The organism is Thermus sp. 2.9 (genome assembly GCF_000794385.1).
Lineage (GTDB): Bacteria > Deinococcota > Deinococci > Deinococcales > Thermaceae > Thermus > Thermus thalpophilus.
In genome coordinates this window covers 78584-102766 of record NZ_JTJB01000039.1, presented here as the reverse complement: position 1 = coordinate 102766, position 24183 = coordinate 78584, and the positions used below count along the sequence as shown (strand labels likewise).

The 24183-nt window shown below is 68.8% G+C and carries 14 protein-coding genes and 1 pseudogene; 10 read left to right on the top strand and 5 right to left on the bottom strand.

What is annotated here, in order from left to right; genetic code table 11:
• Window positions 1-149: 149 nt before the first annotated feature.
• The 9 genes from QT17_RS10810 to QT17_RS10775 all read left to right on the top strand — a co-directional run bounded on the left by QT17_RS10810 (window position 150) and on the right by QT17_RS10775 (window position 17454).
• On the top strand, window positions 150-374 hold the full coding sequence (locus QT17_RS10810) for a hypothetical protein (RefSeq protein WP_200883399.1): 225 nt from the start codon (window positions 150-152) through the stop codon (window positions 372-374).
• A 44-nt stretch (window positions 375-418) separates the two neighbouring features.
• Window positions 419-1987, top strand: coding sequence for a phytoene desaturase family protein (gene crtI, locus QT17_RS10805; RefSeq protein WP_039459913.1), 1569 nt, complete (start codon window positions 419-421; stop codon window positions 1985-1987).
• Window positions 1984-2982: a type 2 isopentenyl-diphosphate Delta-isomerase gene (gene fni, locus QT17_RS10800; protein ID WP_039459912.1), complete on the top strand. Its 999-nt coding sequence runs from the start codon at window positions 1984-1986 to the stop codon at window positions 2980-2982. Before crtI ends, fni begins: the two co-directional genes overlap by 4 nt.
• An 87-nt stretch (window positions 2983-3069) precedes the next feature.
• The gene (locus QT17_RS10795) at window positions 3070-3558 is read left to right on the top strand and encodes a hypothetical protein (RefSeq protein WP_039459910.1); all 489 of its coding nucleotides are present in this window, start codon (window positions 3070-3072) and stop codon (window positions 3556-3558) included.
• 12 nt (window positions 3559-3570) lie between these two features.
• Window positions 3571-6273: a DUF11 domain-containing protein gene (locus QT17_RS10790; RefSeq protein ID WP_039459908.1), complete on the top strand. Its 2703-nt coding sequence runs from the start codon at window positions 3571-3573 to the stop codon at window positions 6271-6273.
• Window positions 6274-6423: 150 nt separating this feature from the next.
• On the top strand, window positions 6424-9060 hold the full coding sequence (locus tag QT17_RS14910) for a DUF11 domain-containing protein (protein ID WP_039459906.1): 2637 nt from the start codon (window positions 6424-6426) through the stop codon (window positions 9058-9060).
• Window positions 9057-10199 (top strand): hypothetical protein, encoded by a 1143-nt coding sequence (locus QT17_RS14570; protein ID WP_081995813.1) that lies wholly within the window; start codon window positions 9057-9059, stop codon window positions 10197-10199. The genes QT17_RS14910 and QT17_RS14570 overlap by 4 nt, the downstream gene beginning before the upstream one ends.
• A complete protein-coding gene (locus tag QT17_RS14905; RefSeq protein ID WP_081995812.1) occupies window positions 10196-14446 on the top strand; it encodes a hypothetical protein in 4251 nt (1416 codons plus the stop codon). Before QT17_RS14570 ends, QT17_RS14905 begins: the two co-directional genes overlap by 4 nt.
• The gene (locus QT17_RS10775; RefSeq protein ID WP_039459904.1) at window positions 14443-17454 is read left to right on the top strand and encodes a DUF11 domain-containing protein; all 3012 of its coding nucleotides are present in this window, start codon (window positions 14443-14445) and stop codon (window positions 17452-17454) included. The genes QT17_RS14905 and QT17_RS10775 overlap by 4 nt, the downstream gene beginning before the upstream one ends.
• Here the strand turns inward: QT17_RS10775 and QT17_RS10770 are convergent.
• The 3 genes from QT17_RS10770 to QT17_RS10760 all read right to left on the bottom strand — a co-directional run bounded on the left by QT17_RS10770 (window position 17451) and on the right by QT17_RS10760 (window position 21739).
• Window positions 17451-18395, bottom strand: a complete 945-nt coding sequence (locus tag QT17_RS10770) for a DUF523 and DUF1722 domain-containing protein (RefSeq protein WP_039459903.1) — start codon at window positions 18393-18395, stop codon at window positions 17451-17453. The genes QT17_RS10775 and QT17_RS10770 overlap by 4 nt on opposite strands.
• Before the next feature lie 194 nt (window positions 18396-18589).
• The gene (gene ppdK / locus QT17_RS10765; protein WP_039459901.1) at window positions 18590-21193 is read right to left on the bottom strand and encodes a pyruvate, phosphate dikinase; all 2604 of its coding nucleotides are present in this window, start codon (window positions 21191-21193) and stop codon (window positions 18590-18592) included.
• 54 nt (window positions 21194-21247) lie between these two features.
• Entirely contained in the window at window positions 21248-21739 is a 492-nt protein-coding gene (locus tag QT17_RS10760; RefSeq protein WP_039459899.1) for a thioredoxin family protein, read from the bottom strand.
• Window positions 21740-21822: 83 nt separating this feature from the next.
• On the opposite strand from QT17_RS10760, the pseudogene QT17_RS10755 reads away from it, so the two are divergent.
• Window positions 21823-23020 (top strand): annotated as a pseudogene (locus tag QT17_RS10755) (MFS transporter).
• On the opposite strand, the gene QT17_RS10750 reads toward QT17_RS10755, so the two are convergent.
• Window positions 22961-23755, bottom strand: coding sequence for an SDR family oxidoreductase (locus QT17_RS10750; protein ID WP_039459897.1), 795 nt, complete (start codon window positions 23753-23755; stop codon window positions 22961-22963). The pseudogene QT17_RS10755 and the gene QT17_RS10750 sit on opposite strands and share 60 nt — an antisense overlap.
• Complete coding sequence (locus QT17_RS10745; RefSeq protein WP_039459895.1) at window positions 23752-24183, bottom strand: thioesterase family protein; 432 nt, start codon at window positions 24181-24183, stop codon at window positions 23752-23754. Before QT17_RS10745 ends, QT17_RS10750 begins: the two co-directional genes overlap by 4 nt.

Genomic DNA, 24183 nt, shown 5'->3' with positions numbered 1-24183 from the left:
AATTTACCTGAAGTCCCTGGAGGACACCTTCAGCGAGTGGGCCAGCCTCGAGGACGAGGAAGCGTACCGTGACCTTGGAACGCTACACGGTGGCCCGGGTCCCCTTTCCGTTTACCGATCAGAGGGGGGTTAAACACCCGCCGGCCTTAGTGTTGTCCCAACCCGGGTGGCTACCCAACGCCGCGGGCATGGCCATGATCGCCAGCAAGCGCCACGCCCCGTGGCCCCTGGACTGGCCCGTCCAAGACCTACAAGCCGCCGGTCTACCGGTTCCCTCGGTGGTTCTCCTCAAGCTCTTCACCCTGGACCACAGCCTGGCGGCGGAGGATGCCCCTCAGGTGGAGCCACGCCTGCGCCGCCTCCTCGGCCTGTAGCCCGCCCCGCAATCCCGCCCCTCCCATGGGGTAATCTCCATTCCATGCGCGTCCTTGTCATCGGAAGCGGGGTGGGAGGCCTCGCCTGCGCCATCCGCCTCGCCGCCATGGGCCTTCAGGTTCTGGTCTTGGAGAAGCTGGACGGCCCCGGGGGCAGGGCCCGGGTGCACCGGGCGGAGGGCTTCACCTTTGACATGGGCCCCACGGTGATCACCGTGCCCCCCTTCCTGGAGGACCTCTTCGCCACGGGGCCCGGCAACCCCCGCCTCTACCCTGACTTCCCCGAGGAGGAGGGGCTTAAGGCTACGGCGCGGTACGTGAAGCTGGTCCCCCTGGACCCCTTCTACCGCATCCACTTCCCCGACGGCACCCACTTTGACTACAAGGACGACCGGGAGCACCTCCTCTCGGAGATCCGCCGCCTCGCCCCCGAGGACCTGCCGGGCTACCTCCGCTTTGAAGCGGACGCCAAGGCCATCTTCCGCCGCGGCTTCCTAGAGCTCGGCTTCACCCACTTTGGAAGCCTCCCTGACCTCCTCCGGGTGGCCCCGGACCTCCTGCGGTTGGACGCCGTGCGGCCCCTTTTCTCCTTCGTCAAGAAGTACTTCAAAAACCCCAAGATGCGGCGGGTTTTCTCCTTTGAAAGCCTCCTCATCGGGGGAAACCCCCTAGCGGTGCCCGCCATCTACGCCATGATCCACTTCGTGGAGCGCACCTGGGGGGTGCACTTCGCCCTGGGGGGGACGGGGGCCTTGGTCCAGGGGATGGTGCGGAAGCTGGAGGAGCTTGGGGGGAAGATCCGCTACCGGGCTCCCGTGCGCCGCATCCTCACCCGGAAGGGAAGGGCCGTGGGCGTGGTCCTGGAGGACGGGGAGCGGATTGACGCCGATCTCGTGGTCTCCAACGCCGACTACGTCCACACCTACGGCGAGCTCCTGGCCCCGGAGGACCGCCGCCTCCACGGGGACTGGCGCCTCAAGCGCACCCGGCTTTCCATGAGCCTCTTCGTGGCCTACTTCGGCTTCCGCGCCCGAGGAGACGAGGGGGAAAGGCTCAAGCACCACAACGTCCTCCTTTCCGAGCGCTACGAGGGGCTTCTTCTGGACATCTTCGCTCGCAAGGTCCTCCCCGAGGACTTCGCCCACTACCTCCACCTCCCCACCCTCACCGACCCCTCCTTGGCCCCGCCCGGGCACCACGCCGCCTACACCCTGGTCCCCGTGCCTCACAACGGGAGCGGCCTGGACTGGCGGGCCCTGGGGCCCATGTACCTGGAGAAAGCCCTCCGGTACCTGGACGAAAGGGGCTTCCTCCCGGGCCTCGTGGACCGGCTGGTCTACACCCACTACATCACCCCCGACTACTTCCAATGGACGCTGAACAGCCACCTAGGCAACGCCTTCGGCCCCGAGCCCGTGCTTTGGCAGACGGCGAGCTTTAGGCCCCATAACCGCTCGGAGGACGTGAAGGGCCTTTACCTGGTGGGCCAGAGCTACCAGCCCGGGGCCGGACTTCCCAGCGTCCTCATGTCCGCCAAGATGACGGCGAGGCTCATCGCCCACGACCTGGGCCTGGAAAGGGCCCCCAAGGGGCTTCGGGAGGCTTGGGTGTGAGCACGCTGGAGAGGAAGCGGAAGCACCTCGAGGCCTGCTTGGAAGGAGACGTGGCCTACCAAAGGATCACCACGGGCCTGGAGCGCTTCCGCCTCCGCTACCAGGCCCTGGCGGGGCTGGCCCTCGCCGAGGTGGACCTCACCACGCCCTTTCTAGGGAAGAACCTGAAGGCCCCCTTCCTCATCGGGGCCATGACGGGGGGCGAGGCCCTCGGGAGGCGCATCAACCTCGCCCTGGCGGAGGCGGCGGAGGCCCTGGGGGTGGGGATGATGCTGGGCTCGGGGCGGGTGGTGCTGGAAAAGGAGGAAGCCCTAGGGAGCTTCCAAGTGCGCCGGGTGGCCCCCAAAGCCCTCCTCATCGCCAACCTGGGCCTGGCGCAACTCCGCCGCTACGGCCGAGAGGACCTGATCCGCCTGGTGGAGCTTTTGGAGGCGGACGCCTTGGCCTTCCACGTGAACCCCCTCCAGGAGGCGGTGCAGAAGGGGGACACGGACTTCAGGGGCCTTGTGGAGCGCCTTGGGGACCTCCTTCCCCTCCCCTTCCCTGTACTGGTGAAGGAGGTAGGGCACGGGCTTTCCCGGGAGGCGGCCTTGGCCCTTAAGGGCCTCCCCTTGGCGGCGGTGGACGTGGCCGGGGCGGGGGGGACGAGCTGGGCCCGGGTGGAGGAGTGGGTGCGCTTTGGGGAGGTGCGCCACCCCGAGCTTTGCGAGATCGGCATCCCCACCGCCCAGGCCATCCTCGAGGTGCGGGAGGTCCTGCCCAATACCCCCCTCATCGCCTCGGGGGGCGTGTACACGGGCACGGATGCGGTGAAGGCCCTCGCCCTGGGGGCGGATCTGGTGGCGGTGGCGAGGCCCCTCCTGAAGCCCGCCCTCGAGGGGCCCGAAGCCGTGTCCGCCTGGATTGGGGACTACCTGGAGGAGATGCGCACCGCCCTTTTCGCCATCGGAGCAAGACAGCCCCGGGAAGCCAGGGGGCGGGTGGAATCCATCTAGAAGCACTCCCCTAAGGGCAGGCAGCCTTTGCCTGCCCTTTCACAAGGCTTTCACATGTGGGTCTTACCCTTCCCAGCGGGGTGGTATATGCGGCGACCCTGGATCTGGCTCGGTTTCTTGGCTCTTCTAATAGCCCTGGCCCAGGCCCTGAGCCTGGACCTAAAGCCCTACCTGGTACGGGTAGTGGAGGGCAAGGAGATCTACGAGGAAAACCCCGTGGCGGTGAAGCCCGGGGACGTCCTGGAGTGGCGCCTTGTGGCGGAAAACCGCGCGCAAGGGGCGCTCCGCCAGGTGGCCCTGGTCATCCCTATTCCTAAGGAAACGGCGTACCTGGACGGGAGCGCCAAGCCCCTCAGCCTGAACGGGTCCACCATCCGCCCGGAGTTCAGCTTTGACGGGGGCCGGACCTTCGGGGTCCCGCCCCTCAAGAAGCGGGTCCGGGTGGTGGAAAACGGCAAGGAGGTGGAAAAGGAAGTGGAAGTGAAACCCGAGGAGTACACGCACGTCCGGTGGCTCATCCCCGAGCTGCCCAAGGGAGGCAAGGTCCAGGTGTCCTTGCGCACCATGGTTCGTTAGGGAGGTAGAAGTATGGGAGTACGAGGAAGCGCGCATATCTTGAAGGGCTTGGCCATCGCCCTGGCCCTCGTCCTGAGCCTGGCCTGGGCCATGACCCCGGCGGGGACGGCCATCAGCAACCAGGCCTCCGCCAGCTACATTGACTCCGCCGGCCAGCCCAGGACCACCACGTCCAACCTGGTGACCACCATCGTCCAGCAGGTCTATAGCTTCACCATCGCCCCCAACGGCACGGAAGCCAACCCGGGCCAGACCCGTAGCGGCCTGCCCGGGGCCCAGGTGCTCTTCAACTACACCGTCACCAACACCGGAAACGGCACCGACACCATCAACCTGGCCACCGCCCAGGGCGTAAACGACAACTTTGACCTGACCAACATCCGCATTTACCGGGACGATAACTGCAACGGCAACGTGGACGCCGGGGAAGCCCAGGTGACGGGCGTTACCCTGGCCATGGGGGCCCAGGTCTGCGTGATCGTGGCGGCCACCCTTCCCGTTACCGCTACCAACGGCCAGTACGGGAATCTGAACCTCACGGGTACTTCCCAGGGAGCCGCCCAGAACAACCAAACCGTCACCGACACGGATAACTGGGCCCGGGCCACCGCCACCACCGCAGCCGCCCTCAGCGCCTTCAAGTCCGCCTCCCCGAGCGGGAACGTGGCCCCGGGCGGCACCATCACCTACACCATCTCCGGGAGCAACACGGGCGGGAGCGCGGCCTACGGCTACGCCGTCACCGTGGACGGGCAAAGCCGGACGGGCATCCTGGTGGAGGACGTGATCCCCGCGGGCCTTGTGGTCAGCGCCATGCCCACGGGCTCCGCCGGGGCCGGCACCGTGCGCTACGTGTACCACAACGGCACGAACAACACGTCTTGGGTCACCCTCACGTCCAGCATGCTTCCCCTCACGGGCGACGGCGCCAAGAAGATCGGCATGCTCATCGAGGGCACAGGGGCCTTCTTCCCTCAAGGGGCGCAGTACAGCTTCAGCTTCGTTGCCCAGGTGCCGCAGAACGCCCCTGCTGGGGCCACCTACAGCAACACCGCCAGGGTGACCTTTGACGCCAACGGGGACGGTGACGCCGCCGATCCCGGGGAGAGCGTGAGCACGAACAGCACCAGCAACACCGTGGGGGCCACCTACAACGTGGCGGTGGGGCCCTACGGCTACCCTGAGGGCAACGCCACGGGCACGTACCAAGCGGGCGCCTACACCGTGACCCGGAGCAACGACACCCAGTCCATCGCCTCCGCCTCTAGCGGCACCACCGTCATCTTCCGCCACACCCTGAAGAACACGGGGAACACCCAGGACAGCTTCAACCTGAGCTTCTCCGGCGCCCCGCAAGGCTGGGCGTGCCAGCTGGTGGCGGACGACCTCACCACCCCCATCAACGGCCCCGTGGGACCGCTTGGCGCGGGTGGCACCTACAACTTCGCCGTGAAGTGCAGCATCCCCGCCAGCTACACCTCCACCAACCCCGTGACGCTCACCGTCACCGCCACCAGCGTGGGCGACCCCAGCAAGAGCGACCTCGCCACGGACACCGTGAACCAGGTGGTCTCCGGTTACGCCGTGGACCTTGCAAAGCAAGGGGCTTCTGGGGACAACGATGCCAACAACGATAACCCGCCCGCCCAAAGCGCCAACCCCGGCCAGACGGTCTATTTCCCCTTGGAAGTCTACAACGCCGGGGCTAACCCCGACGTCTACAACCTCACGGCCAACGTGCCCACGGGCTTCAGCGTCACCTTCTACCCCGACGCCAACTGCGACGGCCAGCCCGATGGCGCTCCCATCACCAACACGAGCCTGCTGAACCCCGGTCAGAAGCAGTGCGTGGTGGCGGCGGTCACCGTGCCCGCCGGCGCGGCTCCTGGAGCGAATAGCGTCTCCTTCACCGCCAAGAGCACCACGCTTGCCAACGTAGCCGACACCGTCACCAGCCAGGTGAACGTTAACCTGGTGGCCCAAGTGACCCTGGACCCCGACCGCTCCGGCACGGTGACGAGCCCGGGCACCATCGTCTACACCCACACCCTCCTCAACAACTCCAACGCCCGCGCTTACTGCGATGTCTCCGGCTCGGGCGGCGCCTACGGCTGGACCTACCAGTACTCCACGGACGGCACCAACTGGTCCCCCAACCTCCAGGATGTGCAAGTGGCCCCCAACGGCGGCACCGCCACCCTCTATGTCCGGGTCATCGTCCCCGCTGGGGAGCCCGTGGGCCGGGTGGACACCAACACCGTCACCGCCCGGTGCGACGTGACCACCGGCCAACCGGACAACACCTACGAGGCCACGGACGCCGCCACGGAGACCACCACCATCGTGGGCGGCGAGCTCCGGCTCACCAAGCAGGTGGACAAGACGAGCGCCAAGCCGGGCGAGAACCTGACCTACACCATCGTGGCCGAGAACATCGGCACCGGGAACCTCACCAAGGTGATCGTCTCCGACCCCATTCCCGCCTACACCACCTTCGTCAGCGTGAGCGCGCAGATCACGGGCTTCGCTCAGGGCGCCCAGGTGCTCTACTCCACCGACGGCACCACCTGGAGCGCCACGCCACCCACCTCCGTGCCCACGGGCGGCGCGGTCTACGTGGGCGTGGACACGAACGGGGATAACGCCATCACCAACGCCGACGTGATGCCCCCCGCGGCCAAGATCACCATCACCTTGATGGTGACCGTGCAGTAGCCTTTCGGCCCGCCCCGGGGTTTCCCGGGGCGGGCCCCTTAAAAACCGAGAGGCAATTTAAGAAGAATTTTCGCAAGGTTTTCACGGGGACCGGGGAGGATGAAGCCGATGGGATGGCGAGGGCAAAGGAGCCAAGGAAGCCTGAGGGGGATGCTCGCCCTACTTCCCCTCCTCACCTCCTTCGTCCTGGCCCTCACCCCGGCGGGCGCGGTGATCCGCAACCAAGCCGCGGCCCAGGTGGGGGAGGCGCGCTACCTCTCCAACGTGGTGGAGACGGTGGTTGAGGCCCTTTGCGTTCCCCTCCTCGGGCCCGACGGCACCCAAGCGGCCCCGGGGCAGGTGGCCCAGGGAAGCCCCGGGGGCTACGCCTACCTCCCCTACCTCCTCACCAACGGGGGCAACGACCGCTTCACCTTCTCCCTGGGCCACCTCCTCGGTGCCCGGGACTTTTCCCCGGAAGAGGTCCTCATCTTCCCGGACCCCAACGGGGACGGCATCCCCAACGGCAATCCCATCACCGAGGCCACCTTGGGCATGGGGGAAAGCCTCCGCCTGGTCCTTCGGGTTAAGCTCCCTTTGAGCGCCAGCGGTGGCCTCCTCCTCACCCCCCTCGCCCGTTGCCCCGGCGGGGAGGAGGACCGGGAGAACTGGGCAAGGGTGCGGGCCGCCTCCGGCCCTGCCCTGCACGTAGAAAAGAGCATGACCCCCACCGCCCTCCCGGGGGGGGAGGTGACGGTAAGCCTCCGGGTACTCAACCTGGGCGATGTGGAGGCCCTGAACGTGACGCTGGAAGACCTTCCCCTCCCCTTCCCCTTCGTGCCCGGCTCCGCCAGCGCCCGGAAGGGCGAGATCGCCTACTTTGACGGCGCCAGCTGGGGGGCCACCGAACCCCCTGCCGTGCGGGGGGTGCGGCTAAGCCTGGCGCGCCTCCTCCCAGGGGAAGAGGCCCTTCTCACCTTCCGCCTCCGGGTATCCGAGGGCACACCCCCCGGCGAGGTGGAAAACCGGGCGGTGGCCCGAGGGGATGGAGGCCCGGCGGAGGGCAGGGCCGTGACCCGGGTGCTTCCCCTCTTCAGGCACCACCTGGGGCCCCAGGGCAATCCCCGGGCCCTACCCGGCGGGGAGGGCTCGGCGGACGACCGCCAGGCGGAAAGGGCCTTGGCGGGGCAGCCCGTCTGCTTCCGCCACACCCTAGAAAACGCCGGCACCGCCCAAGACGCCTACTCCCTGCGGGTGGAGGAAGTGCCCGCGGGGGTAAGCGTCTGGCTGGAGGACCTGGAGGGAACGCCCCTGGCCAACCCCTTGGTCCTCGAGGCGGGGGCGCAAAAGGACTTCCAGGTCTGCTACCTGGCCCAAGACGCCCGCACCTTCACCGCCAGCGTGGTGGCCCGCTCCCAGGCCACGGGGGCGGAAAACGCCACGTGGGACACCCTAGAGGTGGCGCCGCGGGGCGCCCTAACGCTCCAGAAGGAGGCCGACCCCGCCCCCGGCACCACCCTGCGCCCCGGGCAGGAGGTCACCTACACCCTTAAGGTGCAAAACGCCTTCGCCCCCCTCGCCCAGGTGGTGGTGGAGGACGCCCTGAGCCCCCACCTGGAGTTCCTGAAGGCTTCCCACGGGGGAGCGTACGACCCCGCGGGCCACAAGGTGGTGTGGCGCCTTGATGCCCTGCCCCTTGGGGAAACCCTCCTAACTCTACGGGTGCGGGTGCGGCCGGATGCCCCGGACGACGCCCTGGTGGAAAACACCTTCCTCCTTAGGGCAAAGGAGGTGCCCAACCCCGTGGGGTCCAACCCCGTGCGCCACCCCGTCTTCGGCGTGAACCTCCTCCTGCGGAAGGAGGTGGGCCCAAAGGAAGCCCGCATCGGCGACCTCCTCACCTACCGCCTCATCCTGGAAAACCCCTCCCCCGCCCCCCTCACCGCGCGCCTGGTGGACACCCCGCCCCCCGGCACCCGCTATGAGCCCGGCACCGCCTTCCTGGGCTGCGGCGAGAAAGCCCCCCAAGAGCCCCAGGTGGTGGAGGGCAAGCTGGTGTGGGAAGGGCTTTCCCTGCCCGCCAAGGGGCGGGTCTGCCTGGAGTACCGCCTGAGGGTGCTGCCCGGGGCCCCGCGGGAGCTCGTGAACACCGCAGAAGCCTTGGGTGTGAGCGGCCAGGGAGCGGTGACGGCGAGCGGCAAGGCCCAAGCCGTGGCGCAGCTGGACCTTGGGCCCTTCGCCCTGGGGGGGGTCCTCCTGGGCCGGGTCTTCCTGGACCTGGACGATGACGGGGTCTTTAGCCCAGGGGACATCCCCCTCCCCGGGGCTAGGGTGCTCCTCGCCAATGGCCTCCAGGCCCTCACCGACGCGGCGGGGCGCTACGCCTTCCGCGACCTTTCGGGCCTCCACCAGGTGATGCTGGACCCGGCCTCCGCCCCCTTTCCCCCCCGGGCCATGCCGGAGAACCTGGGGGAGGGGTACCGCAAGCGGGCCCTGGTCCAGGGGGCCACGGTGGTGGACTTCCCCCTCCGCCCCCCCAAGGGCTCCGTGCGGGTGGAGCGCGCCACCACCCTGCGCATGGGACCCTTGGTGGTGGAAAAAAGGCTCCTTTGCCTCGGGGACAAGTGGCTGGTGGAGCTCCGCCTGCGGAGCGCCGAGCCCCTACCCGAGTTCACCCTCACCGATCCCCTGCCGCAAGGAGGAGCTAAGGTGTTCGCCTACCCGGAGTTCCAGGGCGAGGAAACCCTGACCTACGAGGTGGGAGAGGCCCAACTCACCGACCCCGAGGTGCGCTGGAGGTACCCATGAAGCGCTTGTGGACCTTTTTTCTCCTTTCCTTTGCCTTTGCCCAAGGCGTGGAGCTCAAGGCCACCCTGGTGGGAACCGGCCTGGAATGGGAGCTGGACCGCCTCGAGGCCTGGCTCCTCCCCACGGGTGAGGAGGGCCGCCTCCTCCTCTACTCCCCCGGCTTTGACCCCGAGGACTACCGGAGCGCCCTAAAGGGCAAGCCCGAGCTGGGGGACGAGCGCTATGACGGGGGCAAGGGGGAAGTGAGGGCGGTCTACGAGCTTTACCGGGGGGACACGCTCCTGCGCCGGGCCGTCTTTGGGGTGGAGCCCCACCGGGAGGTGGAGTTCTTCCGGGGCAAGCTGGAGAAGGGGGAGGTCTACCGCCTGGTGGCCCGGTTTGAGGGCCTGGGGAAAAACGCCTTCGTCCTCCGAGCGGAAGGGTTCTCCGTGCGGCTTGACCCGAGGATGCAGGTGGTGGACGTGAGGGACCAGAGCCCAGGCCTCACCCTGCGGCAGCTCCCCGGGGAGCGGGGGCGGTTCGTGGAGGCCTTCGCCCTGGAGGCTGCTAAAGAACTCCTTCCCCTCCCCGTGCGCTTCTACGACGAAGACGGCCCCGAGGAGCTCCTTTCCCGGGTCCTCCTCCCCAACGGCCAGGTGGAGGAGCGGCCCGTTTCTGGGGACCGGGCTTGGGCCGAGTACACCCTGCGCCTCCCCGGCGTCACCCGCTTCCTCTTCGCCCAGCCCCCCACGGCCAAGCAGTACTCCAACACCTTCGCCTTCCAGGTGAAGGCGTGCCTGGCCCTGGCCGAAGACCGCTTCCAAGTGGTGGCACCGGGCCCCAGGGAGGTGCGGGTGGTGGATGAGGGGGGAAAACCCCTGGACCTTAAACCCACCCTCACCGAAGAAGGCCTCGCCCTCCTGGAGCTTCCCCAAGGCTACCGCCTCCTGGAGGCGCGGGGGGAAGGAGCGGTGGTGATTGAGGGAAACCGGGCCCGCTTCGGCTGCCCTGGGGGCAGGGTGACCTTTGTGGTGCGGGCGCCGGAGGCGAGGCTAAGGGTCCGGGTCGTCCTGGACCTCCCCGGGGATAGGCCCGGGGAAGGGACCCTCCTCCTCGCAGGCGAGGCCAAGCAGGTGGCGGGGAAGCCCTGTTTGCCTTGAAGCCCGGCACCTACCCCCTCGCCTTCCAGGTGGAGGGGGCCGAGGCCACGGGGCCCAGGGAAGTGGGTCTCCTCCCCGGGGAGGAAAAGGAAGTGGTCTTCCGGGTTAGGCCAAGGGTAACCCTCACCCTCACCCCCGAAACCCAGCGCCACCCCGAAGGGGAGGCGGCGAGGCTTCTCCTAAGGGCCACCACCCCTTACCCTGGCCTCATCCCGGCGGAGCTTTTCCTGGACCTTCCCCCGGAGCTCGAGCCCCTCTCCCCCACCCGCCTCACCGGGCCCCTCTCCAAGGACAGGCCCTTGGAGCTTCCCCTGGAGCTCAAGGGGCCTAGGGGAAGCTACCAGGTGAAAGGCCGCCTCCTTCCCTTCGGCTTGGAGCGCTCGGCCCAGGTGGACTTCTTCCGCCCCGCCGCCTTCACCCTCGCCAAGGAAGCCCTTACCCCAAGGGTGGCCAAGGGGGAGGAGGCCCGATTCCGCCTCACCGTGGTGAACCAAGGGGACGAGCCCGGCCGCGTGCGCCTAAGGGACCTGGGGGGGGCGGGCCTCGAGGGCCCCGGCCTGGACCAGGAGGTCTACCTGGAGCCCCGCCAGGGACGGAGCTACGAGGTGGCCTTCCGCGCGGTGGGCGAGGGGGTCTTGGTGAACCGGGCGGAGCTCCTTAAGGGCGAAGAGGTGCTGGCCCGGGCCGAGGCGGGGGTGGAGGTCCTTTTGCCCAAGCCCACCCTCACCCGCGAGCTACCCTTCCGCCGCTACCTCCCGGGCGAGGTGGTGGAACACCGCCTGGTGGTGGAAAACCATGGGGAAGCCCCCTTGCGCTACACCCTGGAGGACGCCTGCCCCGACTTCCTGGAGCCGGCGGAGGCCCGCTTTGAGGGCACCTTGGCCCCCGGAGGGCGGCGGGTTCACACCTACCAGGCTCGGGTGCGCTTCGGGGAGGAACGGGAGGGCACCTGCCAGGCCACCCTGCGCCACGAGGGGGGCACCTTGCGGGCGGAAACCCCCCTGGCCCGCCTCCTCCTGAAGCTCACCAAGGAGGCCCTAGCCCCCCGGGTCCTGGAGGGCACGGAGGCGGTCTTCCTCCTCCGGGTGGAAAACCCGGCGGACCACCCGGTTCGCGTCCGCCTCCTAGACACGCCCCCCAAGGGGCTCGCCATGAAGGGCCTGGACTGGGAAGGGGAACTCGGGCCGGGGGAGGTGAAGGCCTTCACCCTGAAGGCCGAGGGCGTCCCCCCTGGGGCCCACGTGAACCGGGCGAGCGCCTTCCTCGGGGACACCCCCGCCGCCTTCCCCGCCGAGGCCAGCGTGGTGGCCCTTCCCCTCCTCACCCCGGAAAGGGTTTCCGAGGTGCGCCTCCCCTTCCGAGTAGAAGGGGAAGGGGAAGGGCTCCTCTTGGCCTTCCCCTTGCCCGAGGGGGCGGAGTACGTTCCCGGTAGCGCCAGGCTCCAGGAAGGGGAAAAGACCCTTCCCCTGGAAGACCCCCTCACGGACGGGAAGGCGCTTTACTGGCGCCTTCCCCTCCTAAAGGAGGGGGAGGTGCGCCTCACCCTGCGCCACGAGCGGGCCCTGCCCCCCTTGGCCGAGCCCGCCCTCACCCTCCTCGCCGGGGGGCGGGAGGTGTACCTGAAGGGCAAGGCCACCCTGGAGGACTACCGGAAGGCCAAGCCCCTAGTGGCGGAGCGGCGGGGCGTGATCCGCGAGCCTAGGGAGGGCGAGGTCTTCCGCGACCGGGAGGCCATCCGGGTGGTGCTGGAAGCCCCCCTGGGCTCCCTCACCCTCAAGGTGAACGGCCAGCCCATCGGCCAAGACCGCCTGGGCAAGGCGGAGCTGGACGAGGGGCGGGGCTGGCAGCGCCTGGAGTACTACGGGGTGCCCCTGGCGGTGGGGCGGAACGTCTTGGAGGTGGAAGGGGTGGCCCAGGACCGCCTCGAGGTCTTCCGGGCCGGAAACCCCACGCGCCTGCGGCTTTCCCTCCTGGAGGCCAAGGCGGACGGGCGCACCCCCATCCGGGTGCTGGTGGAGGCCCTGGACGAAAACGGCCTCGCCACGGGCTTTGGGCCCGTCACCCTCGAGGCGGACCTGGAGCCCTTAAACCCCGACGCCTTCTTGGAGATCTCGGGCTACCAGGTCCTCCTCAAGGACGGCCGGGCGGAGGTCCTCCTTAAGCCCCTCCTCGCCCCCAAGGAGTTTGGGGTGCGGGCCCGGTTCAACGAGCTCCAAACCCAGGCCAGGTTCTTCGCCGGGGAGCGGAAGGAGGGCCTGTGGCTCGCCCAGGGGAGCGTGGGGGTGGCCTTGGGGCGGAGCGTGACGGGGCTTCGCCTGGAGGACCTCCGGCTTTTCGGCCTAGCGCGCGCCTACGCCGAGGGCCCCATCCTTTCGGGCCAGGGCCAGCTGGCCCTGGACACCACGGGTGGCCTTGGAAAGGAGCTCGCCCAAGACCGCTTCCCCGTCACCGGGGCCGCCACCGAGGCCAAGCGCCCCCTCACCTCCGACGACTCCATCGCCTTCCGCTACGATCAGGCGGAGTTTTCCCTGAGCTACGAACGGGCTTCCCTAGGGGCCGCTTTACCTGAGGCCACCGCCCTCCGCCTCAGCACCCGGGGGGAGGCGCGCCTCGAGGGCTTCCTGGCCCTCCTCCCCCGGGACGAGGTGGAGGAGGTGATCGTCCCAGACGGAACCGCCTTCTACCGCCTCTCCCAGAGGCCCAAGCCGGGAAGCCTCACCCTCACCTTGGTGGAGGGGGCCCGGGAAACCCCCCTGGTGGCGGGCAAGGACTACGCGGTGGACGAGCTCGGCAACCTGCAGCTTTCCCGACCCCTCTTCCCCACCACCCCCGACCTCGCCCCCGTGTACCTCCTCGCCCGCTACGCCCCAGCGGACGCCCCCCGGGACCTCCTGGCCTACGGCCTGGGGGCGGTGTACGAGAAGGAGGGCTTCCGCTTCGGGCTTTCCGCCGCCTACCTGGGCGCCTGGCGCTTCGGGGCGGAGGCGGGCTACGAGGAGGAGGGGAGCCGCCTCTCCCTCAAGGGCACCTACGCTGACGGGCGCTTTGGCCTGGCCTTCGGGGCCGAGGCCCGCCTTGGGGCCTTCCGCCTGAGGGGGGACCTCCGGGCGGATGACCTCCGCCAAGGGATGGCCGCCCTCCAAGGCCAGGCCCGCCTGGCCTACGAGGAGGGCCCCTTGGGGGTGGCCCTGGAGCACACCACCCCAGCGCAGACTTCCCTCCTGCTGGAGTATCGGCCCAAGCCCTTCACCCTAGGGGCGGGCCTCGGGTACCTCTGGGGCGATGGGGCTTGGGCCCTCTTGGGGCGGGCGGGGTATGAGGAGGGGCGGGCGAAGCTCCTCCTCACCCACACGCAGCCCTTCAGCGTGGGGCGGGCCATCACCCGCCTGGACGCCGCCTGGCCCCTGGACCCCAACCTGAGCTTGGAAGGAGGCCTGGGCTACACCTGGGGCGAGGGGGTCTTCGGCACCCTGGGCCTCCGCCAGCGGCTTGGGGACGCCAACCTGGCCCTGGCCTACGAGCTTCCCACGGCGAGCGGGGAGGGGAACCGGGCCCGCTTTGGCCTCGAGGCTCCCTTCCCCCTCACGGAGCGGCTCAGCCTAAACCTCTCCGCCGGGCTGGAGCGCCGCTTCAGCACGGGGGAAACCCTCACCGCCTTCGGCTTCGCCGCCCGGTACAAGGCGGCGGACTTCGTGGCCACCTTAGGGGCGGAAACCTCCTTGGGAGAGGAGGCCAAGCTGGTCCTCCGGGGCGGGGCGGCGGGAAGCCTGGACGAGGAGAACACCCTCTCGGCCGACTTCGCCTTTCAAGTCCTTCCCGAGGCCAGGGCCCGCTTCACCGTGGCCTACGCCCTCTTCGCTTCCCAGGTGAACGTCCTCACCTATCACCGCCTCACCTGGGAGGCTGAACCCGTCCTGGAGGGGGAAGCCCTCCTCGCCTACCACCAGCCGGGCTTCCAGCTCCGACCCGGCTTCGCCTACCGCCTGAAGCCCCAAGACCCCGCCGCCAACACCTACCAGCTGGGCCTTGGGGCCAACCTCTACCTCACGGAGCGGTTTGGCCTGGGGGGCGCCCTCTACTACGTCTTCCAACCCGGCACCGGCACAGACCGCTTGGTCTATAGCGTAGAGGGGAGCCTTCGGGCCCTGGACGGGCTCTGGCTCAACCTGGGCTACGGCTTCGGCGAAAGCCTCCTCCAGCCCGAGGGCCTCTACCTACGCCTGGACTTCTTCGGAGGTAGCCGATGAAGCGCCTTTGGCCCACGGTCTTCTTTGCCCTAGCGAGCGCCCTGGCCCAAGTGATCACTCCCTTCCAGGCCCGCTTCGGCCCGGTGAACGAGCGGGGGGATATCCTCCTCATCGGGAATACCCTGATGTGCATGTCCCAATCCGGGAGTACCACCCAATGCGATACCAACTGGATGAACAGCTCCTCGTCCAACAACACAGCGCTTTCTAACGGCCAACCGGATCCGAACCGCCGCATGATCTTTGTAAACGCCGACCCAGCTGCGCCCCCCTGGGGCCAAGGCCGCGGGGGTTCCTCCTCCGCCACCCTCAGCCTCCCCCCAGGAGCCCAGGTCCTTTGGGCTGGGCTCTACTGGGGCGCCCGGGCAGACCCTAGCGCAAGTGGCAGGAACACCATCTACTTGAAGCCCCCCGGCGCCTCCTCGTACCAGCAGATCACCGGGACCCTCCTGGGCACCATCACAACCCAAGGGACGGACACCACCCGACCCTACGCCGCCTTTGCCAACGTCACCTCCATCGTGCAGGCTCGGGGAAGCGGCGCTTACTGGGTGGGGGGCATCCTCGCCCAAACGGGCAACGACGGCCTGGGCTTTTACGCCGGCTGGGCGCTGGTGGTGGCGTACCGGGATCCCAACGCCACCTTCAAGAACCTGGTGGTCTACAACGGCTTGGCGGTGGTGAGCGCGAATAACCCAGCAACCATCGTCCCAAGCGGCTTCCTCACCCCCGCCACCGGAACCGTGAACGCCCGCGTGGGAGCGGTGGCCTTTGAGGGGGATGCTGGGATTACGGGCGACCAGCTCCTACTCAACGGCCAGGCCATCTCCGACGCCCAAAACCCCGCCAACAACTTCTTCAACAGCTCTGTTTCCGACATGGGTACCCGCTTTACCAACAAAACCCCCAACTTCCTCAACCAAATGGCGGTGGATGTGGACCGCTTTGACGCCACGGGCAGGATCCCCAACGGGGCCACCAGCGCCACCCTTACCTTTACCTCCACGCAGGATGTCTACTTCCCCGCCGTGCTCACCTTCGCCGTGGACATCTACTTTCCCGACCTCAAGACCACCTTCACCAAAACCGTCACCGACCTGAACGGGGGCCAGGTGCTGGTGGGGGACATCCTGGAGTACGAGGTCAGCTTCCAAAACACGGGGCTAGACGGGGCCATCAACGTGGTCCTCACCGACCCCATCCCGGCGGGGACCCAGTACGTGCCGGGAAGCCTCCAGGTGGTGCAAAACGCCGCCGGCGCGCCCACGGGCACCTTCACCGACGCCCCCGGGGACGACATCGCCGAATACGACGCCCAAAACGGACGGGTGGTCTTCCGCCTGGGCACCGGGGCCACTGCGAGCCAAGGAGGGCTCATCCTCCCTGGGCAGGGGGCCAGGGTGCGCTTTAGGGTGAAAATCCTCCCCAGCGCCGCCAACCAAAACGTGGTGAATACGGCGGAGATCCGCTACAACGCCCAAACCCTTGGCAGCAGTTATACCGACACCGCCTCCGCCGCCGCCTCGGTGACGGTGGTGGGCTTCACCCTCTCGGGCCAGGTCTATCACGACCGGGAGCCCAACGGCCTCAAGGCCCCGGGGGAGGACTGGTCCGACGGGGCCGCGGTATGGGTGAAGCTCTTCTCCGGCACCACCCTGGTGGCCGCGGCCCAGGTGAGCCCGGGAAGCGGGGCCTTTAGCTTCCAAGGCATCGCCCCGGGGAGCTACACCCTAGTCCTGGACGACAACAGTAGCGCGGGGGACACCACCCCCACACCCCCCGCCGGCTGGCTCTTCATCAACCCCGCCACGGGAAGCCTCTCCGTGAACGTGACTGGCGACGTCACGGGCCTCCTCTTCGGCCTCTTCCGCGGCTTTGTGGTGGAGGGGAGGGTCTTCCGGGACGACGGGCTTGGCGGCGGCACCGCCAACGACGCCTGGCAAAACGGCGGCGAGGCGGGCATCGGCAACGTGGAGGTGCGGGCCACGGATGGGAGCAACACCCGCGCCACCCTCACGGACGGCTCGGGCTTCTATCGCCTCTACGTCCCCGCCTCCTGGGGGAGCGTCACCCTTTCCCACCCCTTGCGCCCCGCCACGGGCTGGAACGACGGAACCGCGGCGCAAAAGGTGGCGAGCTGGCAGGACGCCACCGCCTCGGCCTCCCCTGGCGCCACGGTGGGCCTAGGGCAGGCCCAAACCCTTTCAGGGCAGACCCTCCCGCGCAACTTCGGCGTGGTGCGGGATGGCCGCCTCTACCCCGACGGCTCGGGCCAGACCACTTCCCCGGGCACCTACACCTTCCGCCACTGGTACGCCCCCGGCACCTTGGGCGCCCTGACCTTGAGCACGGGCAACACGCCCCGCTACACCTACCAGGTGCGCCTGGACCTGAACTGCGACGGCGCCTTCGGCCCCGGGGAGGACTGGCAGGCCCTGCCCTACAGCCTCAGCGTGGGGAGCGCCTGGCCCCGGGAGGCGGACGGGAGCCTGAAGGCCTGCGCCCTGGAGGTGCGGGCCTTGGTTCCCGCCGGGGAGCCCAGCGGGGCGGTGGATATCCTCCTCCTCCGCTCCGCCTTGGCCTGGAACGGGAACGCGCCCGTGGTGGACAGCGACGGCCTCACGGACACCCTCCAGGTGGCGGGGGGCGAGGTGCGCCTCAGCAAGCGGGTGCGGAACGTTTCCCAGAACACCCCCTTCGGCACCACGGCTCAGGGGAAACCCGGGGAGGTCCTGGAGTACTGCATCGCCTACCAAAACCTGGGCACGGCCCCCGTCACCGCCTTCGTCCTCACGGACCCCGTGCCCTTCTTCACCGACCCCCTCACCGCCGTGGGAGACTACGGCGGCCGGGCCATCCGCTGGACCCACGGGGCAAGCACCCTCTTCCTCACCGCCCAAAGCGGGGACGACGCCGGGGAGATCCAGGGGGGCATCGTGCGGGTGGCGGTGGGCACCCTAGACCCCGGGGCCACGGGAGAGGTGTGCTACCGGGTGCAGGTGCGCTAGGAGCTGGCGAGGCTTTGAAGGGGCTTTGGGTAGGGTTCAAAAAGGGACTGGGCCTCGAGGTAAGGGACCCCGTGGCGCAAGGCCCAGGATTGGAGGAGGGCGAGGGGGGCCTCGAGGGGCACCCGCTCCTCGCGGAAGGCCCCTAGGAGCTCCAGGAAGTGGGCCTTTTCCTTGGGCGTGAGAACCTTCTTGAAGTATCCAAAGGCGTGCAGGAGGGCGTCCGCCATGGGCCCCAGGCGGAAGGGAAGCCGGGTGGCCTTCAAGAACCCATCCTCGTAGGCCCGCCGCACCTCGGGGTAGGGCTTCCCCTCAGCCTCGGCGAGAAGCCGCCCCAGGGCCCGGGCCCCCGCCTGGTTGTAGGCCAGGAGGAGGAGCTTGTAGCGGGCGTGGAAGGCCTGAAGCTCCCCAAAGCTCTCCACCCTCCGGAGCCGGGCCAGGGCGAAAACGCGGGTGAAGAAGTGGGCCCGGATGCGGGCGCTGGAAAGCCGCCCCTCGTCCTCCTTGGGCAGGAGGGGAAAGGCGCTCTCCACAGCCTGGGCAAAGAGGCCGGGCCCCCGCGCCACCACGCCCCCCTCGTCCGCCCGGGCGTAGACCTTGGCGTCCTTTAGGGCGCAGGTGGGGGAGCGGTTCTTGAGGATGAAGCCCTCCACCGGGCCCAGGCCCTCGAGGAAGCCTTGGCTGAAGGCGTTCATCCTTTCCGTGAGGTCCTCCCCCGTCTTGGGCTGGACCATCCTTGGGCCATCCTCCCCCCGCACCAGGCGCACCGTGGGCCGCGGCACCCCCAGGCCGATCTCCACCTCGGGGCAGACGGGGACGAAGTCCGCAAACTCTCTCAGGGCCGCCACCACCTTGTCGGGAATCAGCTCCCCCGAGTAGCGCACGGCGGCGAAGCCCAAACAGGCGCTCACCACCAGTCGGGGCCGGGGCCAGAGGCTTTCCATAACCGCTACTGTACGCTCCTATAGCGCCTTTGCCGTGGGCTACAAAACAAAACCTGTCGTAATACCGTCCAGGCTATGGCGTGGTCTAGGATGCAGCCCGTGCCTAGGTTGGCTGGAAAGGCTGGGGAAGCCCATGCCGGGGCGCAACGCTGAAACCAACTTCCCCGCCATCTCCAGGGTCACCTGGGCCCAGTTCACCTATAAACTGGCAAAGGCGCTCGCCGGAGCCCCGCCTGGGCGGCGGCCAGGCGGGCGGTGAGGACCCGGTAGGGGCTCGCCGAGGTGTAGTCCAGAAGCTCCGCCACGAAGCGAACGCTTCCCGCCTCGCCCCCGTGCTCCCCGCAGAGGCCGAGCTTGAGCCTGGGGTTGGCCCGCCTGCCCTCCTCCACCGCCAGCCTCAGAAGCTTCCCCACCCCCTTCTCGTCCAGGCGCTCCGTGGGGTCAAAGGGGAATAGCCCCTCCTCCACGTACCGGGGCAGGAACTTCCCGGCGTCGTCCCGGGAGAGGCCAAAGGTCATCTGGGTGAGGTCGTTGGTGCCGAAGCTGAAGAAGTCCACCAAGGGGGCGATCTCCCCCGCCAGGAGGGCGGCCCTCGGGGTTTCTATCATGGTGCCGAAGGGGATGGGGCCGTACTGGGCGAAGAGTTCCTCCGCCAACAGGCGGGCCCTTTCCACCTCCTTGGGGTCCGCCACCAGGGGAACCATGACCTCGGGGTGGGGGTCAAGCCCCTCTTCCCTTAGCTCCTTGGCCGCCTCGAGGAGGGCCTTAAGCTGCATGCGGAAGATGGCGGGCCTTAAGAGGAGGAGCCTAACTCCCCGGAAGCCCAGCATGGGGTTCGCCTCCTCGAGGGCCTTCGCCCGCTCCAGGAGGCGGGCGGCTTCCCCGTCCCCCGCCTTGACGGCCTCTTCCAGCTCGGCCAAGGGCGGCAGGAACTCGTGAAGGGGCGGGTCCAAAAGCCGCACGGTGACGGGAAGCCCGTCCATGGCCCGGAGGATTTCCTTGAAGTCCTCCTTCTGGAACCGGAAAAGCTCCTCCAGGGCTTCCCTTTCCTCCTCCTCCCTCTGGGCCAGGATGAGCCGGCGCACCCAGGGGAGCCGCTCTTCCTGGAAGAACATGTGCTCGGTGCGGCAAAGCCCAATCCCCTCGGCGCCGAAGGCGCGGGCCCTTCGGGCGTCCTCCGGGGTGTCGGCGTTGGCCCTCACCCCAAGGCGCCTGAAGGGCTCGGCCCAGGAAAGGAGCTTCTGCAAAAGGGCTTCCCCTTCCGCCTCCACCAGGGGCACCGCCCCCAGGTAAATCTCTCCCGTGCTCCCGTCCAGGGTGAGGAGGTCCCCTTCCCGGATCTCCACCCCGTCCACCACGGCCCTCCCCTCCTCCGGGTAGACCCTTAGGACCTCGGCCCCCACCACCGCCGGCACCCCCAGGCCCCGGGCCACCACCGCCGCGTGGGAGGTGAGGCCGCCCCGGGCGGTGAGGATGCCCCTGGAGAGGTACATGCCCGTGATGTCCTCCGGGGTGGTCTCCGGGCGAATAAGGATGGTGGGGAGGCCCTGGGCGTTAAGGCGCTCCGCCCCCTCGTTGGAGAAGACGGCGTGGCCGCTGGCGGCCCCCGGGCTTGCGGGAAGCCCCTTGAGGAGGGGCCTGGGGGCCTTGTCCCGGTCCACGCTGGGTTTGAGGAGGCCAGGGAGGGCGTTGGCCTCCACCCTCAAGACCGCCTCCTCCTTGGAGATGAGGCCCTCCTCCGCCATCTCCACGGCGATGCGCACCGCCGCCTTGGCCGTGCGTTTGCCGGAGCGGGTCTGCAGGAGGTAAAGCCGCCCCTTTTCCACGGTGAACTCAAAGTCCTGCATGTCGCGGAAATGGCGCTCCAGCCGCTCCGCCACCTCTAGGAGCTCGGCGTAAAGGGCGGGGGCGTAGTCCTGGAGGCGCTCCAGGGGCTCGGGGGTGCGGATGCCCGCCACCACGTCCTCCCCTTGGGCGTTGCGCAGGTACTCCCCGTAGAGGCGCTTCTCCCCGGTGACGGGGCTCCGGGTGAAGCCCACCCCGGTGCCCGAGTCCTCCCCCAGGTTGCCGTAGACCATGGCCTGAACCACCACCGCCGTACCCAGGTCCTCGGGGATGCCGTAGATGCGGCGGTAGGTCCTGGCCCGGGGGTTGAGCCAGCTCCGGAAGACCGCCTCCACGGCGGCGGAAAGCTGCGCCCAAGGGTCCATGGGGAAGGGGGTGCCTTTGGCCTCGAGGTGGCGGAGGTAGCGGAAGGAAAGCTCCTCCAGGTCCTCGGCGGATAGCGCGGTGTCCGCCTCCACCCTCCGCTCCGCCTTCAAGGCGGCGAGCATCCCCTCAAAGACCTCCGCCTTCTCCCCCAGGACCACCTCCCCGTACATGGCCAGGAGGCGGCGGAAGGTGTCCCAGGCGAAGCGGGGGTTTTCCGCGGCCCGGGCCAGGGCTTCCACCCCTTCCAGGGTGAGGCCCAGGTTCAAGATGGTGTCCATCATCCCCGGCATGGACACTGGGGCCCCGCTCCGCACGGAGACCAAAAGGGGAGGGGTCTTCCCCTCCCCTTGGCCGAAGCGCTTCCCGGTTAGGCCCTCGAGGGCCGCCATCTTGGCCTCCACTTCCTCCCAAAGCCCCGGCACCTCCCCCCGCTTCAGGTACTGCCGGCAGGCTTCGGTGGTGACGATAAGGGCCGGGGGCACGGGAAGCCCCGCCCCCGACATGGCCACAAGACCATACCCCTTACCCCCAAGGAGCTCTTTGGAAAGGCCTTGAGCCTCCGAAAGCAGGAATACACGGCTTTCCACACCCCGAGTATCCGGGAGGACGTGGAAACGTGGAAAGGTGTACTCCTGGGAAGACTACACCGTTCGCCTTGGGGGAACCAGAAGGGCTCGCCACTCGGCCAGCATGGCCTGGGCGAAGCGGGGAAAGGCCTCGTGGTAGCGGCGCAAGAGCTCCCCCGGGGGCACCCCCTCCGCCTTGAGCTTCCCCAAGAAGGCGCGGGCCTCCCCGGGGGGCCCGTGCCAGCGGGCAAGCTCCTCCCAACCCTCCCCCAGGAAGACCACGGTGGGAACGATGCGCTTGCCCTCCTTGGCGTACCGCTCGGCCAGGTCCGGGTTCTCGTCCCGGAAGAGGAAACGGACCCCTAAGGGAAGCCTCGCCAACACGGGGATGGCCTGGAGGCAGTCCGGGCACCAGGCTTCCACCAGGGCCAGGACCCGGGCCGCCCCCGGAAGGGGATCCAAAGGTTCCAGGAACTGGTAAAAGGCCTCCACCCGTGTCCGCCCTGCGCCTAGCCTGGGAAGAAGCGCCTCATAGGAAAGCCCCTGGGTCCAACGCTCGGAAAGCATGGCCCCATGGTGCGCCCAGGCCCCCCTGAAGGGCAAGGAGGGCCATCACACCCGTTCCGGCGCGCGGGAATTAGGCTTAGCCCATGGACCGGCGGCTTTTCGCCCTCCTTTCCGGGGTGCTCCTGGGGACGATCAACGAAAGTAGCCTGGCCCCAGCGCTTCCCCTCCTTCAGAAGACCTTCGCCGTGGGGCCGGAGGCGGCCCAGGGCGTGGTGTCCATGGGACTTCTGGGGGCGGCCCTGGCCTACTTGCCCGTGGCGGGCCTGGCGGGGCGGATGGGGGCGGCAAGGCTATTCCGCCTAGGGCTTTTCCTCCACGCCCTCTTCGCCCTCCTCCTCGCCCTGGCCCCCGGGGTGTGGGTCCTTTACCTCCTCCGCTTCCTCCAGGGGTTGGCCACGGCCATGGTGGTGGGGCTCGTGCCCGGCCTGGCCGCCACCGCCTTCCCCAGCGCCCGGGGCTACGCCCTGGGTATGGTGGCGAGCACGGTGGCCACGGGCACCCTCCTGGGCCCGGCCTTAGGGGGGCTTGCCGCTGGCAAAAGCCTCTCCCTCGTTTTCCTCCTCCCCCTTCCCGCCGCCTTTTTTGGCCCTTCTCCTTTCGGGCGATCTGCCAAGCCTACCGGAACAAGGAGGTTCTCTGAAACAACTCCTCTCCGCCCCCGGGTTCCTCCGGGCCCTTCTCGCCACGGGGCTTTACTTCGCCCACACCCTGGGGACCACGGTGGCCTTAAGCTTCCACCTGGGGGCCGAGGGGCTATCCTCCAGGGCCATCGGGGGGCTTCTCCTCCTCGGGCCCTTGCAGCTCCTCCTCCTTGGGGCTTGGGCGGGCAGGCTGGCGGACAGGAAGGGCTACCGGCGGGTGGCTCGCCTCGGGGCCCACCTCCTCCTGGGGACGGGCGTGGCCTTCGCCTTCTTGCCCCTGATTCACCCCCTTTGGGGGGCTGCCTTGGGCCTCGCCCTCCTCGGGGTGGGGCGGGCCCTGTTCCAGGCGGCTAACAACGCCCTGGTCCTTTCCCTCGCCCCTTCGGGCACGGAGGGGCTCGCCTCGGGGGCCCTTTCCGTGGCCCGCTCCTTGGGGCAGGCCCTGGGAAGCGCCCTGGCCGGGGGGAGCCTGGGGCTTTTCCACCGGGCTTTCCCCCACCATGGCCCGGCCTTCGCTGCCGCCGCCCTTCTCCTCGCGGGGCTCATGGGGCTCGCCGCCCTTTTGGTGCGGGGGAAGGACCTAGCCCAGGAGGTGGGCCATGCGGCGCCCGATGATCCGGGCGGCGAGGAGGGGGCTTAAGCGGTGGAGGAGGTCCATGGTGCGGGCGTCCCGGCCCAGGAGCACCCGGAAGGCATCCCGCTCCACGGCGTCCAGGAGGATGCGGGCGGCCGCATGGGGTTCCAAGACGGGCACCTTCGCCCCCTCGGCCCCAGGGGCTTCCACCCCCGAGTGCTGCGCGATCCCCGTGCGCATGGCCCCGGGCAGGGCCAAGGTGACCCGCACGGGGGTGCCCTGGAGCTCGGCCCAAAGGGCCTCGGTGAGGAGCATCACCGCCGCCTTGGAGGCCCCGTAGACCGCCTGCCCCGGCACCGGCACGAAAGCCCCCATGCTGGAAACGTTCACCAGGTGGGCCTCGGGGCGCTTGAGGAGCCTGGGCAGAAAGGCTCGGGTCATGTGGAGGGTCCCGTAGAAGTTCACCCGCATCACCCGCTCCATGACCGCCTCGTCCAGGTCCAGGAGCCGCTTAAAGGGCTGGATGATGCCGGCGTTGTTGATGAGGCCGTCCACCCGCCCGTGCGCTTCTTCCACCTCCTCGGGCAAGGCTAGCACCCTCGCCTTATCGGTGACGTCCAAAGGGTGAAGGCTAAGCCCAGGGGCCAGGCTCCCCGCCTGGGCCTGGGTTTCCCGTAGGCCCTCCTCCCTTAGGTCCACCGCCGCCACCCTTGCCCCCCGCCGGAGGAGTTCCAGGGTGAGGGCCTGGCCCAATCCGCTTCCCGCCCCCGTGACCACCACCACCTTGCCGGCGAGCTTCATGGGCCCAGCATACCCTTCTTCACCTGCCAGCGCTCCCGGAGCTGGGCGAAGAGGGCTTCCACCTTGGCCTTGGGCAGGATTACCTGCTCCGTGCGCCCCACGCCGATGAGGTCGCCGAGCTCGTTATAGGCCTCCATGGTGGCGTGGACCCGGTTGCCCTCGGTCCGCTCGTGCCGGGCGACGATCCTGACCCGCATCCCCGGGAGGGCCGAGGCCAGGTGGCGCACCTCCACGTAGCTCCCGATCCCCTCCTCCCCTTCCTCCAGAAAGGGGAGGATGATCTTCCGCCCGGCGAGCTCCATGTGCTTGGCCATCCAGTAGGTGGCGTAAACGGGGTGGACGGGCCCGAGCTCCTCAAAGTCCACGGTCATGGCCTCGGTGACCACCGTTTCAAAGGTGGCCTCGTAGCCTTCGGGTATGGGGCGCAT